The 18,190-nt window shown below is 56.5% G+C and carries 21 protein-coding genes, 1 tRNA gene and 1 riboswitch; of the genes, 14 read left to right on the forward strand and 8 right to left on the reverse strand.

What is annotated here, in order from left to right:
- Window positions 1–14: 14 nt before the first annotated feature.
- The 6 genes from mtnA to H8S11_RS00860 are packed head-to-tail and all read right to left on the reverse strand — an operon-like array spanning window position 15 to window position 4,583.
- Window positions 15–1,097, reverse strand: a complete 1,083-nt coding sequence (mtnA, locus tag H8S11_RS00835) for an S-methyl-5-thioribose-1-phosphate isomerase (RefSeq protein WP_186851865.1) — start codon at window positions 1,095–1,097, stop codon at window positions 15–17.
- Entirely contained in the window at window positions 1,094–1,774 is a 681-nt protein-coding gene (locus H8S11_RS00840) for a class II aldolase/adducin family protein (protein ID WP_186851866.1), read from the reverse strand. Before H8S11_RS00840 ends, mtnA begins: the two co-directional genes overlap by 4 nt.
- A gap of 20 nt (window positions 1,775–1,794) precedes the next feature.
- Window positions 1,795–2,628 carry an EFR1 family ferrodoxin gene (locus H8S11_RS00845; protein WP_186851867.1) on the reverse strand — a complete coding sequence of 278 codons (834 nt, stop codon included), beginning with the start codon at window positions 2,626–2,628 and terminating at the stop codon, window positions 1,795–1,797.
- Between the two features lie 37 nt (window positions 2,629–2,665).
- Window positions 2,666–2,953 carry a putative quinol monooxygenase gene (locus H8S11_RS00850; RefSeq protein WP_186851868.1) on the reverse strand — a complete coding sequence of 96 codons (288 nt, stop codon included), beginning with the start codon at window positions 2,951–2,953 and terminating at the stop codon, window positions 2,666–2,668.
- A gap of 30 nt (window positions 2,954–2,983) precedes the next feature.
- Window positions 2,984–3,406, reverse strand: a complete 423-nt coding sequence (gene ruvX / locus H8S11_RS00855; RefSeq protein WP_186851869.1) for a Holliday junction resolvase RuvX — start codon at window positions 3,404–3,406, stop codon at window positions 2,984–2,986.
- Window positions 3,407–3,461: 55 nt separating this feature from the next.
- Entirely contained in the window at window positions 3,462–4,583 is a 1,122-nt protein-coding gene (locus tag H8S11_RS00860; RefSeq protein ID WP_147571668.1) for a tyrosine-type recombinase/integrase, read from the reverse strand.
- A 282-nt stretch (window positions 4,584–4,865) separates the two neighbouring features.
- Between H8S11_RS00860 and H8S11_RS00865 the strand changes: the two genes are divergently transcribed.
- On the forward strand, window positions 4,866–6,446 hold the full coding sequence (locus H8S11_RS00865) for an NAD(P)/FAD-dependent oxidoreductase (protein ID WP_186851870.1): 1,581 nt from the start codon (window positions 4,866–4,868) through the stop codon (window positions 6,444–6,446).
- Window positions 6,447–6,653: 207 nt separating this feature from the next.
- Complete coding sequence (locus H8S11_RS00870; RefSeq protein ID WP_186851871.1) at window positions 6,654–7,220, forward strand: hypothetical protein; 567 nt, start codon at window positions 6,654–6,656, stop codon at window positions 7,218–7,220.
- Window positions 7,221–7,279: 59 nt separating this feature from the next.
- Here H8S11_RS00870 and H8S11_RS00875 read toward each other — a convergent pair whose 3' ends face one another.
- A complete protein-coding gene (locus H8S11_RS00875; protein ID WP_240288368.1) occupies window positions 7,280–8,176 on the reverse strand; it encodes a rhomboid family intramembrane serine protease in 897 nt (298 codons plus the stop codon).
- A 168-nt stretch (window positions 8,177–8,344) separates the two neighbouring features.
- Here H8S11_RS00875 and H8S11_RS00880 point away from each other — a divergent pair, with 168 nt between their 5' ends.
- The 6 genes from H8S11_RS00880 to deoC all read left to right on the forward strand — a co-directional run bounded on the left by H8S11_RS00880 (window position 8,345) and on the right by deoC (window position 13,717).
- On the forward strand, window positions 8,345–9,589 hold the full coding sequence (locus tag H8S11_RS00880) for an adenosylhomocysteinase (RefSeq protein WP_147571665.1): 1,245 nt from the start codon (window positions 8,345–8,347) through the stop codon (window positions 9,587–9,589).
- Between the two features lie 31 nt (window positions 9,590–9,620).
- Complete coding sequence (locus H8S11_RS00885) at window positions 9,621–9,782, forward strand: hypothetical protein (RefSeq protein WP_186851872.1); 162 nt, start codon at window positions 9,621–9,623, stop codon at window positions 9,780–9,782.
- A gap of 47 nt (window positions 9,783–9,829) precedes the next feature.
- Window positions 9,830–10,333 (forward strand): GreA/GreB family elongation factor, encoded by a 504-nt coding sequence (locus tag H8S11_RS00890; protein ID WP_186851873.1) that lies wholly within the window; start codon window positions 9,830–9,832, stop codon window positions 10,331–10,333.
- 213 nt (window positions 10,334–10,546) lie between these two features.
- Complete coding sequence (locus H8S11_RS00895) at window positions 10,547–11,452, forward strand: 3-hydroxyacyl-CoA dehydrogenase family protein (RefSeq protein WP_147571663.1); 906 nt, start codon at window positions 10,547–10,549, stop codon at window positions 11,450–11,452.
- 90 nt (window positions 11,453–11,542) lie between these two features.
- Window positions 11,543–11,641, forward strand: a riboswitch (SAM riboswitch).
- 97 nt (window positions 11,642–11,738) lie between these two features.
- Window positions 11,739–12,926: a methionine adenosyltransferase gene (gene metK / locus H8S11_RS00900; RefSeq protein ID WP_186851874.1), complete on the forward strand. Its 1,188-nt coding sequence runs from the start codon at window positions 11,739–11,741 to the stop codon at window positions 12,924–12,926.
- A gap of 137 nt (window positions 12,927–13,063) precedes the next feature.
- Complete coding sequence (gene deoC, locus H8S11_RS00905) at window positions 13,064–13,717, forward strand: deoxyribose-phosphate aldolase (RefSeq protein WP_147571661.1); 654 nt, start codon at window positions 13,064–13,066, stop codon at window positions 13,715–13,717.
- Window positions 13,718–13,768: 51 nt separating this feature from the next.
- Here deoC and spoVAC read toward each other — a convergent pair whose 3' ends face one another.
- Window positions 13,769–14,212: a stage V sporulation protein AC gene (gene spoVAC, locus H8S11_RS00910; protein WP_147571660.1), complete on the reverse strand. Its 444-nt coding sequence runs from the start codon at window positions 14,210–14,212 to the stop codon at window positions 13,769–13,771.
- Between the two features lie 117 nt (window positions 14,213–14,329).
- On the opposite strand from spoVAC, the gene H8S11_RS00915 reads away from it, so the two are divergent.
- The 6 genes from H8S11_RS00915 (at window position 14,330) to H8S11_RS14135 (ending at window position 17,738) form a co-directional block, all read left to right on the forward strand.
- Entirely contained in the window at window positions 14,330–14,845 is a 516-nt protein-coding gene (locus H8S11_RS00915; protein ID WP_240288360.1) for a DUF6512 family protein, read from the forward strand.
- A gap of 75 nt (window positions 14,846–14,920) precedes the next feature.
- Window positions 14,921–15,469, forward strand: coding sequence for a 4'-phosphopantetheinyl transferase family protein (locus H8S11_RS00920; RefSeq protein WP_186851876.1), 549 nt, complete (start codon window positions 14,921–14,923; stop codon window positions 15,467–15,469).
- A 67-nt stretch (window positions 15,470–15,536) separates the two neighbouring features.
- Window positions 15,537–15,613 (forward strand) — tRNA-Arg (locus H8S11_RS00925).
- Window positions 15,614–15,720: 107 nt separating this feature from the next.
- Window positions 15,721–16,164, forward strand: a complete 444-nt coding sequence (locus tag H8S11_RS13820) for a recombinase family protein (protein WP_243200882.1) — start codon at window positions 15,721–15,723, stop codon at window positions 16,162–16,164.
- A gap of 51 nt (window positions 16,165–16,215) precedes the next feature.
- Entirely contained in the window at window positions 16,216–16,656 is a 441-nt protein-coding gene (locus H8S11_RS13825; RefSeq protein ID WP_243200883.1) for a recombinase family protein, read from the forward strand.
- A 644-nt stretch (window positions 16,657–17,300) separates the two neighbouring features.
- Complete coding sequence (locus H8S11_RS14135) at window positions 17,301–17,738, forward strand: recombinase family protein (protein WP_366460594.1); 438 nt, start codon at window positions 17,301–17,303, stop codon at window positions 17,736–17,738.
- Window positions 17,739–18,190: the final 452 nt, after the last annotated feature.

Here is an 18,190-nt window from a genome sequence, read left to right on the forward strand (position 1 = left end):
TGGCGACCGCTTCGTTATGGGCTGTATGAGGGTTCGCCTTGAGGGGGAGAAAACAGGGCTGGCAGGGAGAGGGAGTAGGGAGGACGGCAGATGCCCCTCTCGGTGATAATGGCGGAGATCAGCGTATGGGGAGTGATGTCGAAGGCGGGGTTATAGCACTTTACCCCGGAGGGGGCCATGGGTTCCCGGTACCACAGAGAGCGGATCTCCTCCCCGTCTCGCTCCTCGATAGGGATGTGATCCCCGTCAGGGCAGCTCAGGTCGATGGTGGAAGTAGGCCCCAATACATAGAAGGGGACCCCGTAGTGGCGGGCCAGGATGGCCACCCCGCTGGTGCCGATCTTATTGGCCGTGTCCCCGTTGGCAGCTACCCGGTCGCAGCCCACGAAACAGGCCTGGACCCAGCCGTTTTTCATGACGATGGAGGCCATATTATCGCAGATGAGGGTCACGTCTACCCCAGCCTGCTGAAGCTCCCAGGCGGTGAGCCGAGCTCCCTGGAGCAGAGGCCGGGTCTCGTCCGCGAATACCCGTAGAGAAATGCCGCGCTCCTGGGCCAGCAGGATAGGACCAAGGGCGGTGCCATAGCGGGAGGTAGCCAGAGGGCCGGCGTTGCAGTGGGTGAGTACCCCGTCTCCTGACTGTAAAAGGGACAAACCGTACTCCGAGATTTTGTGGCACATATCCTGGTCCTCCTGATGGATGGCCCGGCACTCCCTGCCCAGCGCCTCCGACATGTGCTCGCCAGCCGAGCCCCGGGCTGCGCGCAGCATCCGATCCACGGCCCAGGACAGGTTGACAGCGGTGGGCCTTGCCCCGGCCAGAGCGGCCCCCAGCCCCTCCAGTTCAGCCAGCAGGGCCGGACCCTTCCACCCCCGCGCCTCCAGCTGACGGGACAGGGCATACAGGCAGTACCCGGCAAAGATTCCAATGGCAGGGGCGCCCCGGACCCGCAGGGAGCGGATGGCCTCTATCATCTCGGCCAGGGAACGGACCTGCCGTTCCTCCAGGCGGTTGGGCAGCTGGGTCTGATCCAGCAGGATAACGCTGTCTTCTCCTGGGCCCAGCCGGATATGGTCTGGATAAGGCTGCGTCATGTTCTTCCACCTCCCTGTTCCTCGTGGGGAGTTCTGGACCCGGACAGCGTCCGGTAGTGCCCCTCCAGCCCTCGGATAGCCCCTACCTGCTCTGGTGACAGTTCCACCCCGCCTCCAAGTTGGTGAACGAGGGCAAAGATCTTGGCGGTCTGCTCCACCTGCTCCATCCGGTCAAAGGCATGCCAGAGGTCTCTGCCCCAGGCGATGGCCCCATGGTTGGCCAGCAGGGCCCCATTGCAGCCGGCCACATAGGGGCGCAGGCTGTCGGGGACCTGGCTGGTGGAGGGGAGGGCAAAGGGGGCCACAGGCACCTCCCCCAGCCCACTAATGGTTTCGGTCAGATAGTGCTGGGCCAGGGGGCGGCGGCAGATGGAAAAGGCGGTGGCCGCCGGCGGGTGAGCATGGACCACCGCGCCTACATCGGGGCGCTCCCGGTAGACGAGCAGATGCATAGCAGATTCAGAGGAGGGGTGGAGGTGTCCTGCCAACACCCGGCCCTCCAGGTCGCATACTACCAGCATATCAGGGGTCAGCCGGCCCTTGCTTACACCGGAAGGGGTGATGAGTACCTGGTCTTCCCCAATCCGAACGGAAACATTGCCGTCGTTGCTAACCACATAGCCCCGCTGATAGAGCAGCAGGCACACCTGACACAGAGTTTCCCGGTCCTGTTCCATTCCCCGATCTCCCATGTTCTTCAGATAAAGATCTTGCTCTCCGCCCGGCGGGCAGCGTACAGGTCCTCCAGCTCATGCTGGTGGTATAGGTAGCCCTCATGGTCGAAGTACTTGGCCCCCATGGGGCACTTCTTCACACAGGCGCAGCACTTGATGCACTTGCCCACCACCTGGCTCACATCGTTGGGATCGATGGCCCCCATGGGGCACAGCCGGGCGCACAGGCCGCACCGAACGCACTTGTCCAGGTCGGTGACGGGCTTGGCCTTCAGGAAGTCCTTGATGGGCTCGCCGTTCCGGTCCCGAGGGGTGTAGTAGGGGCGGATGGGGTCGCAGCCCTCCACCTGGACCGGTTCAGCGGGCAGCGCCGCCAGACCCTTGACCTTCTCAGCAGTCTGCTGGGCCAGCTGGTCCACCAGAGCCATGTCCTCCCCGTCGGGGCGGCCGGCGCCCAGGATCTTGGAGAAGGAATGCTCGCCCACGATGGCGGCCCCAGCGATGGGCAGGAAGCCGTTGGCCGTCATCACCTGCTTGAGCTCCATCAACCCGTCGTCGAAGTTTCGATTTCCGTAGAGGACCACGGGGACGGCCAGGGTGCCCTCGCCGTGGATGCTGTTCTGTACAAAGGGCAGCATCATGTTGGGGACTCGCCCGGCATAGACCGGAGTACCCAATACCACCAGTTCATCCGGACCGAACTGTAGCGCGTTTTCCCGGCCCTTGGGCTGGGTGTAGTCATGGGACTTGTACTGGGCTCCCAGTTGCCCAGCCAGGGACCTGGCAAGATGGGTAGCTACCTTTTCTGTGGTGCCGGTGCCGCTAAAATAGACGGCCCAAACAGTTTTGATTTCCATATGTATTTCCTCCTTCACCATTTTCAACCTGGACCGCTTACGGCAGGTCGTAAGTTTCCAGAATCGTATCGGCCGCGCAGCGATCCTTGACCTCCTGGATCAGCGCCATATGAGGCTGGCCCATGTGGACCTTCTGGGCCTCCCGATTGGTCCACTTCTCCAGCAGGAGCAGTTTGTCCGGGTCATCCACCGAGGTGAAATAGTCGTATTGCAGACAGCCCTCCTCCCCGCGCACCGCCGCCTGAGCGCCGCTTGCGGCCACTCCGGCCAGAAATTCCTCCCGCTTGCCGGACTTCATGGTGTAGATCACATTGATACCGTACATATTTCTTTCCCCCTTATATCTGTTGAACTCCTATTGTTGAGTCATTCGTTTGAAATTCAGATAGCCCTCCAGAATCAGGGAGGCCGCCACGGCGTCCACTGTCTTTTTCCGCTTTTTGGCGTTCTGTCCTGCCGCAAAAAGGATACGGTGGGCGTCCACGGTGGTCCTCCGCTCGTCCCACAGGATGGGCTTCAGACCGGTGACCTCCTCCACCTGGCCGGCAAAGTCCCGGTATAGCTGGGCCCTAGGGCCCTCGGTGCCGTCCATATTCCGGGGAAAGCCCATGACCAGCTCCTCCACCCGGTAGGCATCCACCAGCTTCTTCAGCTCCTCCAGCACCACCCCGCCCTTCCGGCTGTGGATAGTAGTGGTGGTCCCGGCCAAAAGTCCGGTGGGGTCAGAGATGGCCACGCCGGTGTGGGCGTCGCCGTAGTCAATGGCCATAATACGCATAGACACTCCCTCCTCTCTCTCAAATGATACCGCAAATTTAGAGGGAATACAACGGTTATTTCAGCGCGTCCGACACCCGCATCAGAGTCTCCTCGTGGGTGCGGTCGATGAGGTGGGTGTAGATGCGGCCGGTGGTGGCGGGGGTGGAGTGGCCCAGGGCTTTGCCGATATCGAAGAGGGACACGCCCTGGAAGGAGGCAATGGTGGCAAAGGAGTGGCGCAGGCCGTGGAGGGTGACCCGAGGCAGGTCATTTTTTCGCACGAAGCGGGTAAAGGCCAGGGACAGAGCGTTGGGCGAGTAGGGCAGCTCCTTGTGGTCCAGCACCACATGGCCAGGCTCCTCCCGCCCGCGGAAGAGCGCGTTCTGGCGCGCCCGCTCCTGGTTCAGCAGCCGGAAGATATCTTCGGGGAGATAGAGTGTGCGGACCGAGGCGCGGTTTTTGGTCTCCTTTTGGATGATGGTGGCGCCGAAGGCGGTGCGGGCCTCCCGAATATAGATGACCCGGAGCTGAAAGTTTACATTTTCCCACTTCAGACCGCACAGCTCCTCCCGCCGCAGACCCAGGCTGCCCGCCAGCTTGACAGGCAGTTCCAGCCGGTGGCCGGGGAGGAGGGCGTAGAGCCGTTTCAGCTCCTCCGGGGTGTAGAAGTCCGCCTCATAAAGCTTGGACCTGGGGGGCTCCACCCGGTCCATGGGAGAGACCAGCAGCATATCCTGCCGCACCGCCGTCCGCAGGGAGGAGGAAAGAAGGTCGTGGTGCCGACGCATGGTGTTGGAGGAGAGGCTGTTATCCCGCTGTACCTGGGTATAGTATTGCTGGATGTCCTTAGGCGTCAGCTTCAGAAGGGGCATATCCCCCAGGGCTGGGCCAAGGTGATTGTCAATGATCTTTTGATAGGAATACACCGTGGTTTCCGCCCGATTGGGCCGCACGATGGTGTCCATCCAGTATTCCAGCCACTCGGACAGGGTGAGCTGATGCCGGGGGGTCTGGCGCTCCTGATCCCGATGGGCCAGGAAATCCCGCAGTCCCGCCCGGGCGGCGGTCAGGGTGGGAAAGGTACGGTACTGCTTGATCCGCCTGCCCTCCTCATCACGGCCCAGGTCCATACTGACGTAGTACAGATCCCGGGCGTCGTCGTATGAGATATTGCGCTCCACAGTTTTTCTTGCCATGATTTTCATTGCCTCCATTTTCTTTGTATTCTGCTGACGGTCGGCCCCCCGGTACAAATGCGGCGATTTTTCCTCGGCACGGGGGCATAAAAAGAGAATAAATGGGAAAAACTGCTTTTTTCAACATATTTCGACAAATTCTGGGAAAAAGACGGGGATTCGCTCCTCTGGGCAGAGCGGCGGGATGCGAGCTCCAGGCGGAGGAAAAGGAGAAAAAGAGCGATCCAAAACTTCCGCTTTGCCGCCGGCTGTGATACAATACTCTGAAAAGAGGTGATTGAGATGATAAGGATCGGAGGGCTGGCCCTGCCAGTAGACGGGGACCTGGATCAGCTCAGAAAGCGCGCGGCCCGGACGCTGGGTGTGCGCCCTGGGGCACTAGGGGAGCTGGACATCGTTCGCCAGTCCATTGACGCGCGGAGGAAAGATGATGTCCACTATGTCTATACCGTGGAGCTGTCCATGGCCAACGAGGCTTCCCTGGTCCGTTCCGCCCCCGGTCGAAACATCTCTCTGACGGAGCGGAGACCCTACGCCTTCCCCAGTGTGGGACGGAAGTCGGCCCTGCCTCCGGTAGTGGTGGGCATGGGCCCGGCAGGACTCTTTGCCGCCTTGTTTCTGGCCCGCAATGGTATTCCCTCTGTCATTTTGGAGCGGGGGCGGGATGTGGACCGGAGGACCCTGGACGTGGGGGCTTTCTGGGACACTGGGATTTTGGACGAGGAGTCTAACGTACAGTTTGGCGAAGGGGGAGCTGGTACTTTCTCCGACGGGAAGCTGACCACTGGGACCCACGATCCCCGCATCTCCGCTGTGCTGGACGTGCTGGTGGAGGCGGGGGCCCCCGCCGATGTCAAGTATTCCCATAAACCCCACATCGGAACCGATATTTTGCGCCAGGTGGTGAAAAATATCCGCCGGGAGCTTATTTCCCTGGGCTGTGATGTCCGGTTTGGCCATCGGTTGACTGGACTGACCGTCAGCGGCGGAGTCCTGGCTGGCATACGGGTGGAGGGCCCGACAGGGCCCTATCGCCTGCCTGCTGACGCCCTGGTCCTGGCCCCTGGCCACTCCGCACGGGATACCTTTACCATGCTAAAGGAGGCGGGGGTGCCCATGGAGAAAAAAAATTTTGCTATTGGGGTGCGCGTCGAACACGACCAGCAGGCGGTGAGCCGCCAGCAGTACGGCCCAGCCTTTTCCAAGCTGCCGCCCTCGGATTACAAACTTGCCTGCCACCTGCCCAGCGGCCGGTCGGCTTTCACCTTCTGTGTCTGCCCCGGTGGGCAGGTGGTGGCGGCCGCCTCCCGGCAGGGGGGCGTGGTCACTAATGGTATGAGCCTGCGGGCCCGGGATGGGGCCAATATCAACGGTGGACTGTTAGTGGGAGTAGGGCCGGAGGACTTTCCAGAGGCGGATGTGCTGGCTGGAGTCTGGTTCCAAGAGCGATGGGAGAAGGCGGCGTTCCAACTGGGGGGTGGAGGCTTCCGGGCCCCTGCCCAGCGAGTGGAGGATTTTCTGCACAAGCGGCCCTCACAGGGCCCTGGCGCCATTCTTCCCACATATCAACCCGGAGTGACTTGGACTGATTTAGAGGGCTGTTTACCCAACTTTGTGTCGGATACCCTGCGGGATGCCTTGCCCCTGATGGACCGAAAGCTGCGGGGTTTCTCTGTACCAGATGGGGTGCTGACCGGGGTGGAGACACGCTCCTCCTCTCCTGTCCGCATTTTACGGGATGAGGGCTGTCAGTCCCCTCTCCATGGCCTGTACCCCTGTGGCGAGGGGGCGGGCTATGCGGGGGGCATTGTCAGTGCGGCGGTGGACGGTATTCGCGTGGCCGAAGCGGTGGCGCGGGGATGAGCCGCCCCCTCGCCGGGGCCCTATCGGGGATGGGGCGGCCGATAGGCCGTAAATGTGGAGCGAAGCGGAGAATTTCCGCAGGGCGAATATTTATTTCGCCCAAGGACAGAAAAGAAAAGGCCCCCCACAGGACTTCTTCTGTGTGGAGGGGCCGATCCAGATACCAGACAGGAGCTGGATTCTGATATTTTCAAAAGGAGAGCTTATATGGACCAGTTGGATGAATTTTTGACCCTTTTATCTGGAAGTTTTGATAACGCCCAGCAGTTCGAGGAAATGCGGCGTAAGGGGGACCTCCAATTTCCTTTTGCCCAGCATATCAATACCGTATGCAACAGCAAGATCAGGAACCTTCCGGAAAACTTTGAGGGCGTTTTCTTAGTGGAAGAGAGTTACTACACGGTAGAAGGAAAGACCCATGCATCCCCTCACCTGTTCCTATTCACAGAGGAAGGCGATAGGGTCAAGCTGACTTCTTATGAACTGCCAGAGGGCTGCGAAAAGGAGCACTTCACCTATCAGGAGATGGATGAGATAGAGTACAGCAGCTTGAAGTGTTCAGACAAATTTAGTCCGGCCCTCTATGAGAAAAAGGGTGACATTTGGGAGGGCGGCAGTGTCAGTATGTTCACTCCTGTGCTTAAATTTACTTTGTTTGAACGCTTTTCTCCGGAGTGTTTAGCGGTATCTGAGACGATGGAAGTTAACGGAAAGCGGACATTTGGCTATGACGTGCCTATCTTGTACCGCAGGATAGAGCAGCGAACTGAATAAAATTAAGAGGGGCACCCCGTAGGGCGCCCCTCTTGATTTTTGGACAAAAATGGCTGCCATCACTGCACATGAGTGTGGTCATTGATGTGCTTCATGCAGTAGCAGTAGTAGCCATTGCACTTGGAGCAGTAGCGGAACTCCATATTGGGATCGTCCGCGTCGGTCAGACCGCAGACGGCACATTTGTGGAGATATCCCTTCCGCTCTTTTACATCCTTTTGGGCCTTCTTGAAGTTGATGGTCTGGGGGGAGGTCCTGTAGCGGATTCGCTCGCTGCCCCGGCCCAGAACAGACATCAGGTCCTCCCAGAAGAAAATGAGGTAGTTCAGGATGGCAATAACGGGAAGAAGGGCCCGCAGGGGTGTGTGGCCAGTCAGGTAGCCAAAGATGTCGTAGGTAAAGAATATGGCGTCCAGCCAGGCCAGCCACTTGACCTTCAGCGGAATGATGCCATAGAGCAGCACCTGCATATCCGGGTACAGAGTGGCAAAGGAAAAGAACATGGAGAGATTCACATAATACATCGTGGCGGTTTCAAAATAATAGCCGCTCAGGTTGGAAGTTATGGGCATCAGCAGATAGGTGACGATGCCTACTACAATGTTCAGCAGCACGCCCAGGCCATAAAAGACTGTGAATCGGGTGGAGCCCCATTGACGCTCCAGAGAGGAGCCGATCCAGTAGTAAAAATAGGTGGTAACGGCAAAGAAGAAGGGGCCCCAGAACCCTCCGCCCACGCTCAGGGGGGAAAAAATAAAGGTAACGAGGCGCCACACCTGGCCCTGAAGGATGAGCTCGGGGTAAAACCGGATGAACATGGAAACCCATCCGTTGGTCAGCATATCTGCGATATAGACAAACACATTGCCCAAAGCGATGTACTTGATTAGATCGGGAATGCCCAGATTGGGATGGTTGTAGCAGAATCGGCTCAAGCCGCGGGATATGGCTCTCATGAAGAAGCCCTCCTCCTGTTGGATGTCAGATAAAAGACATTGTAACCGTTTTTAGAAGAAATGTCTACGTCCAAAGTGTAAACAAATAGCGGAAAAGAAAAATCTCCTTTTGCCGGGAATAAAAGTGTGATAGAATAGGCCGGAGAACAAGGATATGGAGGAAATGCCATGAGCATCGTGAAAGATATGTCCCTGGCCCCATCTGGCCATCAGAAGATCCGCTGGGTGCGGGATTTCATGCCTGCCCTGTCCGGCATCGAGGAGCGGTTCCGCCGGGAAAAGCCCTTTGCCGGGCTGACCATCGCTGTTTCTGTCCATCTGGAGGCCAAGACCGCCAACCTGGGCCTGGTCCTTCGGGAGGGGGGAGCCGACGTCCATCTCACCGGCTGTAACCCCCTGTCCACCCAGGACGATGTAGCCGCCGCCATGGCGGACCTGGGCGTGGACACCTATGGAGTCTATGGGGTGGACATGGCAGGGTATGAGAATCTGTTGGTGGAAACCCTGAAGTGCCGCCCCCACCTGATCGTGGACGACGGTGGCGACCTCATCAGTCTGCTGGGGGACAGGTGCAACCAGTATGGGGAGCGGCTGATCGGCGGTTGTGAGGAGACCACCACTGGCATCCACCGACTGTACGCCCGCCAGCGGGCCGGCATTCTGCCCTGCCCCATGATGGCGGTGAACGATGCCAAGGCCAAGCACTACTACGACAACAAATACGGCACCGGCCAGTCCACCATGGACGCCATCATGCACACCACCAACCTGATGGTGGCGGGCAAAACGGTAGTGGTGGCGGGCTACGGCTGGTGCGGCAAAGGCATCGCTATGCGGGCCAAGGGCATGGGGGCCAACGTCATCGTTTGTGAAGTGGACCCCTTCAAGGCGCTGGAGGCCACCATGGAAAACTTCCGGGTGATGCCAATGGATCAGGCGGCCCGGCTGGGTGACCTGTTTATTACCGCCACCGGCTGCAAGGACATCATCGTGAAGCGCCATTTCCAGGTCATGAAGGACAACGCCCTGTTGTGTAACTCCGGTCACTTTGACTGTGAGGTGGATGTGGCGGCCCTGGGGGAGATGGCGGCGGAGCGGTTTGACCGCCGGGCCAACATCCGGGGCTACCGCCTGCCCGACGGCCGCACGCTGAATGTGCTGGCCGAGGGGCGGCTGGTCAACCTGGCCGCCGGGAACGGCCATCCGGCGGAGATCATGGATATGTCCTTTGCCGTCCAAGCCCTGTCCCTGGAGTGGCTGGCGAAGCACAGGGGAGAGCTGGAAAAGAAGGTGTACAATGTCCCGGATGAGATCGACGACCAGATCGGCCGGGTAAAGCTGGCTGCCATGGGGCTGGCCATCGACGAGCTGACCCAGGAGCAGAGGGATTATCTGGCGGGCTGGGAGGCCTGAAACGGCAGGACATGGAACAGGGGTGGTATAGGTGAAGCAGATGTTAATGGGGATCTTTCTTCTGCTCCTTGGCGTATGGTGTTATCTGTTTGGAGTGGTGGATCAGGCGGCCCTGTTCGCGGTGCTGGGCGTTCTATTGCCCATCCCCGCTGTGCTCCTGACGCTGTATGGCTTTTTCAATAAAAATAAATAGGGGCTGTCACAGAGTACCCGAATCGGGAAGAAAAGAAGGGACCTGTCATGCATAATGAATTGACCAAAATGGATATCCAAAAAATGCGGGAGGAACTGGACTACCGCCGTGTCACGCTCCGGCCACAGCTTCTGGAGGAAGTAAAGGTGGCCCGCTCCTTCGGCGATTTGAGCGAGAACTTCGAGTATAAGGCGGCCAAGCGGGAGAAAAACAAAAATGAGAGCCGCATCCGATATCTGGAAAATATGATCAAGACGGCGCGTGTTATCGAGGACCGTTCCGCTCCAGACACGGTGGGGCTGTACGACAAGGTGACCATCTATCTGGAGGAGGACGGGGAGGAAGAGAGCTGGCAGGTGGTGACTACGGTCCGCCAGGACGTGCTCAACGGGCTTATCAGTAAGGAATCTCCCATGGGGGCGGCTCTGCTGGGCAAAAAAGTGGGGGAGCGGTTTTACGTCCAGGTCAATCAGGACTACGGATACTACGCCGTGGTCAGGGCCATACAGAAGGGGGCGGACGACGGTTCGGCTCAGTTGAACCGCTATTAAAAAAGAGCGAAAAAATCGGAAAACCGATTGGGATGGCTGTCAGCCATCCCAATCAATATTTTTAGGACAATATTTGCATATTTTATGGCCATTTATGCTAAGACTTGCGACAGTTGCTATGCTAAGATAGGGCCCGCAAGAACCTGGACCTCCCGTAATTGGAAGGGCGGGAGTAGTCCGGAACTGAAATACGGATGAAAAAGGAGTTTTTATATGGCAATCCAGAATATTTTTGTGGTGGGAGCTGGCCTGATGGGCAGCGGCATCGCCCAGACCGCTATGACCAGCGGTTATCATGTCATCCTCAATGACCAGCGGCAGGAGACGCTGGAGCGGGCCCAGATGGGAATTGAGAGCCGGCTGAAGCACATGGTGGAAAAGGGAACCATGAGTGAGGAGGAGTTTCAGGACTGCATGGGTCGGCTGAAGATCGATACCCGTCTGTCCGCTGCGCGGGAGGCCGACCTGGTGGTGGAGGCCATCTTTGAGAACCTGGAGGCCAAGCAGGCGGTCTTTCGCCAGCTGGAGGAGATATGCCCCGACCACACCATCTTTGCCTCTAACACCTCCTCCATCTCTCTGACCGCCCTGGCCGCCGCCACCAAGCGTCCCTCCCGAGTGGTGGGGATGCACTTCTTCTCCCCAGTGCCCAAGATGAAGCTGTGCGAGGTCATCTTCGGCCTGCTCACCGCCCAGGATGTGCTGGAGGACATCAAGGAGGTGGGCGAGAAAATGGGCAAGACCCTGATTCTGGCCGATGACAAGCCCGGCTTTATCGTCAACCGGGCCCTGCTGCCCATGCTCAACGAGGCCTGTGTCATTGTGGGCTCTTTTATCGGCTCGGTGGAGGACGTGGACAACGGCATGAAGCTGGGCTGTAACCACCCTATGGGTCCCCTGGAGCTGGCGGACATGATTGGATTGGACATCCTGCTCAACGTGATGAACGTGATGGACAAGGAGATCGGTGCCAAGTATCACCCCTCCCTGCTGCTTCGTAAGATGGTCACCGCCGGCTATCTGGGCCGCAAGAGCGGGGCCGGCTTCTACCTGTATGAGAACGGCAAAAAGCTGGGGGTCAACCCAGTGCTGACCCGCCGCCACTCCTTGGAGGGCTGATAGGTCAAGGGACCAGGCCTGCGGAGAAATTTGCGGAAACCAGTTGACAACGGGAGAAAAGTTGATATAATCAATCAGTAAAACTAAATAGCCTTATCAAGAGTGGTTGAGGGACCGGCCCTATGAAACCACGGCAACCTGCCTCTGGCAAGGTGCCAAATCCGGCGGTAGAGTATCGCAAGATGAGGATGCAAGCCAAACTGCAACGCTCCGCCTGCCGCGGGGCGTTCTTTCATCCTCCCAGGCCCTTGTACTCCAAGGGGAACGAAAGAAAGGAAAGAATATTATGGCAAAGCGACTGTTTACCTCTGAATCTGTAACCGAAGGACACCCCGATAAGATCTGTGATCAAATCTCCGACGCGGTGCTGGACGCTATGCTGGAGCAGGACCCTATGTCACGGGTGGCCTGTGAAACCACCGTGACCACGGGGCTGGTCCATGTGATGGGCGAAATTACCACTAACTGCTATGTGGATATCCCCAAGATCGCTCGTCAAGTAATCAAGGACATCGGCTATGACCGGGCCAAATTTGGCTTCGACTGTGACACTTGTGCCGTCATTACCTCCATTGACGAGCAGTCTCCGGACATTGCTATGGGGGTAAACAAGGGGCTGGAGGCCAAGGAGGGCACCATGGACGACGGGCTGGATAATGGCGCCGGCGACCAGGGGATGATGTTTGGCTACGCCTGTGATGAAACGCCTGAGCTGATGCCGCTGCCCATTTCCCTGGCCCAGAAGCTGGCCATGCAGCTGACAAAGGTTCGCAAGGAGGGGAAGGCGAGCTATCTGCGTCCAGATGGCAAGAGCCAGGTCACCGTGGAGTACGACGATGACAACCGGCCCGTCCGGGTGGACGCGGTGGTGGTGTCCACCCAGCACGGCCCTGAGGTCGAGCTGGAGCAGATCCGGCGGGATATGATCGAGCTGGTCATCAAACCCATTATCCCCGCCCAGTTTATGGATGAGAACACCAAGATCTATGTCAATCCCACCGGCCGCTTTGTGGTAGGAGGACCTCAGGGGGACTCCGGACTCACCGGCAGGAAAATCATTGTAGATACTTACGGCGGCTCCGCCCCCCACGGCGGCGGCGCCTTCTCCGGCAAGGACCCCACCAAGGTGGACCGCTCCGCCGCCTATGCCGCCCGGTGGGTGGCCAAAAACGTGGTGGCTGCCGGACTGGCGCGCCGCTGCCAGATCCAGCTGGCCTACGCCATCGGGGTAGCCCGTCCTGTTTCCGTCCGGGTGGACACCTTTGGCACCGGCACCCTCTCTGACGCCCGGCTGGAGGAGGCGGTAGGGCGGGTTTTCGACCTGCGCCCCGCCGCCATCATTCGGGACCTGGACCTGCGTAGGCCCATCTACCGGCAGATAGCCGCCTATGGTCACTTTGGCCGGAGCGACTTGGATCTGCCCTGGGAGAAGCTGGACCGGGTAGAGGAGCTGAAGGCCGCCCTCGGTGTGTGAGCCGCTGACACTGGAAACGGGGAATCTGCGGATAAGGTCGAATTAAGGCTGGACAAAATCGGGTATACTGGTATAGAATGGGACGGCGAGATATTTGTCCGGACCAAGTCCGATTTTTGTAAGGGAGAACATAACCGATGGAGCATCAGGAAATTTTGAACCGGGTGGACCATACCATCCTAACCACAACTGCCACTTGGGAACAGGTGAAGGCTGTCTGTGACGAGGGGCTGGCCTATTCCACCGCCTCTGTCTGTATCCCGCCCCGCTATGTAAAGAAGGCGGCGGACTACGTGGGGAACCGGCTGAAGATCTGCACTGTCATTGGCTTCCCAAACGGCTATTCCACCCCGGAGGTAAAGGTCTTTGAAACAGAGGACGCTATCCGCAACGGCGCTGACGAGATCGATATGGTCATTAATCTGGGGCAGGCCAAATCAGGAGATTGGGAGGGCGTGCTGTCTGAAATCAAGGCGGTAAAGGCCTCCTGCAAGGGCCGCATCCTGAAGGTTATCGTGGAAGCCTGCCAGTTGACCCAGGAGGAGAAGGTAGCCGCCTGCCGGGTGGTGTCCATGTCCGGAGCCGACTTTATTAAGACGTCCACAGGATTTTCCACTGGTGGAGCCACTGTGGAGGATGTGAAGCTGTTTAAGGAACATATCAGCCCTGACATCGGCGTCAAGGCGGCGGGCGGGATCCGCACCTTTGAGCAGGCTCAGGCCATGATCGAGGCCGGTGCCGACCGCATCGGAGCCAGTGCCCTTGTGGCCCTGGCCCGCCAGGAGGGCTGAAGAGTAAAAAAGCTGTCTGTCCCATATGGGACAGACAGCTTTTTTACCGCCTCATACCAGCTGGAACAAAAGTAAGATAAGGCCGTAAATGACACTGGCAGAGATACCAAAGACCAGCACGGGCCCGGCCACTACAAAGAGCTTGGCCGCTGTGCCGGTGATGAGTCCCTCGCTTTTGAATTCCAGGGCTGGGGAGACCATGGCGTTGGCAAAGCCGGTAATCGGGACCAGGGTACCGGCTCCGGCCCGTTTGGCCAGTTTGTCAAAGCAGCCCAGGCCAGTGAGCAGGGCGGCCGCAAAGATCAGGGTGACAGACACCGCCGTCCCCGCCTGGTCTTTGTCAAGCCCCCAGCTCTGATAGAGGTTGGAGAGCCCCTGCCCAATGGTACAAATGGCGCCCCCCACCAGAAAAGCCCATACCAGATTTTTTCCCATAGGAGATGGCTTGGAGCGGTCGTTTACCAGCTTGCCATAGTCCTGATTGGTCATGTCCATAAAAACACCCCGTGGAAAATAGATTTTCCCTAGTTTGACTCCAGAAAGAAAAAATATACCATCTAGAAGAATAAATCCTTCTTCTTCCGCATAAGGTGAAGCGGAGAGGTGATCCAGATGTTCTATGGCAAGCGCGCGTTGATCCTGACCTGCCTGCTGGCCATGCTGGCCGGGACTGGGCTGCATTTTCTGTATGAGTGGCTGCCTAACCCAGTGACGGCTCTGCTGTCTCCAATCAATGAGAGCCTGTGGGAGCATATCAAACTGATATACTGGCCCTATCTGGCTGCCGCCCTTTGGCTGAACCGTGGCAGGCCGGGTGGTATCAGACCGTGGCTGTTGGCGTTGCCGATCATGAGCGGACTCATGCTGCTGCTAGGCTATCTCTACCACATAGTCCTGGGGGGAGAAGCTATGGCGGTGGATATTGCAATTTTTGTGGCTGTGATGGTTTTCGGCTTCTGGTTTTCCACCCGATTTTCCGGACCTTTCCATGGCGCAAAGTGGATGGTGCCCATTCTGCTCGTGGTGGGAATGGGCATCCTGATCGCCCTGTTTACACTGTGGCCCCCGGACCATATCCTATTCATAGATTTGTCCAAGACTGGGGCCTGGTACCAGATCCCCTGTTGATGCTGGGGTCCCCGTGAGCCCCCTTGCCTGCTTGACAAGGACATGGTACAATGGCACAGAGGAGGCGGGTGGTCAGTGGAACTGTTTGGCATGGAGATCCAGAAGCGGCAGGACGCCTACCAGCTGTTGGCCCTGGCTCTCCGGGAGAGCCGGGGGCTGACGCGGATGCCGGAACTGGACCGGAGACCTGGCGGAAAGCCCTATTTTCCTCATGAGGAGGGGCTGGAATTCAATCTGAGCCACAGCGGGCATCTGGCCCTCTGCGCTTTGGATAACGCCCCGGTCGGAGCAGACATCCAGATGGTCAGAGAGTGGCGGCCCGGACTGCCCGCCCGGGTCTGTGGTCCGGAAGAGTTGGCCTGGCTGGAAGGGCAGCCGGACTGGTGGAGGTCCTTTTCCCTGCTATGGTCACTGAAAGAGAGCCGGGTCAAAGAGAGCGGGCAGGGATTGAGGGGGACCATCCGGTCCATCCGGGTCCCGATGATGGGAGAAGGGGAAACCCGGCAGATGGATGGCCTCTGGTTCCGGACTTACGGGGGAGCGGGCTGGGTAGCCGCAGTGTGTGGGGAGGCCCAGCCGCCGGTGAAGATATGCTGGTGGCGTCGTCTGGAAAATGAAAAATAAAACAGGGGAAAATCCTCTTTACAAACGGGGAGGATTCTGATATAATAACGGAGCGCTGTTAAGAGATGCGTCCGTAGTTCAATTGGATAGAGCGTCAGATTCCGGTTCTGAATGTTGGGGGTTCGAGTCCCTTCGGGCGTGCCAAGTTAAAAGCTACATTTTAGTCTTGGGAGTAAGACTGAAATGTAGCTTTTTCTATTGTAAAACCTCCGTGATATACTGCTGGTCAGTGGTATCATGGAGGTTTTGCTATGTCTGGCTATGTGATTGAGATTCCACAGGAGAAAGAGAACAGTACTATTTGGAGTCAGCAATTAAGAGTCGCTGCTTATTGTCGGGTCAGTACTCCTTACGAAGAACAACAGCAAAGTCTGGAAAAGCAGATCGAGTACTTTACGCAATACATCAAAAGAAATCCATTTTGGAGGTTTGTCGCTGTGTATGCGGACAATGCCTCCGGACTCCACGCGAAGAACCGGCCCGGGTACCAGAAGATGCTGAGAGATTGTAGAAAAGGAAAAATCGATTTGATCCTTGTGAAATCGTTGAGCCGCTTTGGAAGAGATGCAAAAGAAACGATAACTACTATAAGGAGGTTAAAGCAAATGGGTATCGGAGTGTACGTTGAGATGGGTGGGATCAATACATTGACAACTCCAGATAGTATTATTGATCTGTATGCCGCATTTGATTAAGCGGAGAGCCAGAACAAAAGCGACAATATCAAGTTCGGTTTGCGTCAGCGGATGAAAAGTGGAAAAGCTATGCTGAACCATTCTCGATTTCTTGGTTATACAAAAGGACCAGACGGTGTATTGCGGGTGGTCCCGGAGGAGGCGGAGATCGTACGGAAGATATTTGATTTCTATGTGCAGGGGAACGGTGTACGGAAGATCAAACGCTACCTGGGAGAACACGGGATCAAAACAGTGACAGGGAAAAGGGAGTGGAGCACCTCCACCATTGATCGAATGTTGAGTAACGAGAAGTACATCGGGCAGGTGCTAATGCAGAAAAACTATACAACGGATTTCCTGACCGGAAAGCAAGTCAAAAACGATGGGCAGTTGGATATGTACCTGGTAGAGGATGCTCATGAGGCGATCATTGACCGGGAGACTTTTGATCGGGTACAGAAAATGAAAGGCCAAAGGAAACATATAGTCCAAATGGAACAAATACTTTGACAAAGTACCGATTCGGTAGGTCAGCGATGGTCGTATTTAATAATCTAAATTCTGTGCGGCGGAAATAGCATCTGGTTCTTCTTGTCACGTGGGACTTTTCGAAGTTTGGTTGCTTGATTTTCAAATCTGCTACGGCGCAGGATCTTCGGATATAGGGTTCGGAATTCTTCCCCCCTGCCAGCTCGTCGCAAGCGTCATATCGCTTGCGATGAGCCTTTTCCTTCCAGGACAAAGCTCATCGCGCGCTCATTCTGCTGCTTCTCGCTTCCAAAGCGCAACCGCTTGCGCTGGGTTGCGCTTTGGGGCTGCCGCGCGGCAGTTTTGTTTTATCAGGGAAAATATCGATTTTAGCCGCCCTTTCCAGAAAAGAAACCTGTTTTTGATTTGGGTCAAAAGCAGGTTTCTTTCTATTTCGAGGCAATTATTTTTCCAGAAACAGTAAAATCAGAGGATTATAACAGGTTCCGTTGCCCTTTCACAAGTTTATAATCCACATATCCTTGACTTCTCCATGATGCCTTAGAGAAAACTTCCATATAAGTAACATTAAAAATTCAGAGAGGAGCATCTCAGCCATGGGTGTCCAATACGGATATTATCTCGCACCAAATGGCCATGTGGCCATCGATTAGGAAAAAGCAAATATCGTGAGAATGATTTATCAGCAATACCTCTCCGGCATGAGCCTGGGCAGGATTGCTGATTTTCTGTTCAAGAGGGACATTCCATCCCCTAAAGACAGGGATCGCTGGACACAGCCAGTTCTCAGCAATCTGCTTTCCAATCAGAAGTACATTGGTTATATTGTAAGCTTTGACGATTTCTTTTTGGCACAAGGAGAGAAAAGCAGGCGAAGCAATATAGATGAGGACACCCACCAGAGAAAGGCCACCCGGGACAACTCGCAGAGTGTACTGAGCGGCCTTTTGGTTTGTGCGGAATGTGGCCATAACTATCGCCGCATTACCAGACCATCTGGCGAGATCGTCTGGCGTTGTGCCAGTCGAGTGGAGCATGGGAAAAAGGTTCTGTCAGCATTCGCCTTCCATATCGGAGGACAGGATCAAGAGTGTTCTCTGTGAGAAGTTAGGACTGAGTACATTTGACGGGGACGAGATCAAAAGCAAGGTCGATGTCATTTTGGTTCAGTCTGATTGCAGTTTACAGATTAAACTGCAATATGTGGAATATTTTGAGATATTCCCGAATTAAGACTATCCTTGCAACAGGTTGTCTGGTATAATATCCCTATCAGCGCTTTTATATGGAGAGGGGCGTTTGCCATGACAGACAAGAAAGCGCAGATCGAGGTGATATAGTAATAGAAGATAATCCCTGATTATCGGTTGTTTATTGGGAACTGCACTTAAATATTGTTTCTGAGGATTTCAAAACATTTTCTAATGGAATGTAAATAGGTACAGGTGAGGAACTGGTTGAACGTATCAACAACTCAACGAACTATGTCCGCCCACCCAATCAATAAGATATCCACGGATACCGATTGTAAGTGTTGCCATATAGCGGGACAAAT

Origin of the sequence: Flintibacter hominis, assembly GCF_014287965.1 — a bacterium.
GTDB classification, from domain to species: Bacteria; Bacillota; Clostridia; order Oscillospirales; family Oscillospiraceae; genus Lawsonibacter; species Lawsonibacter aceti.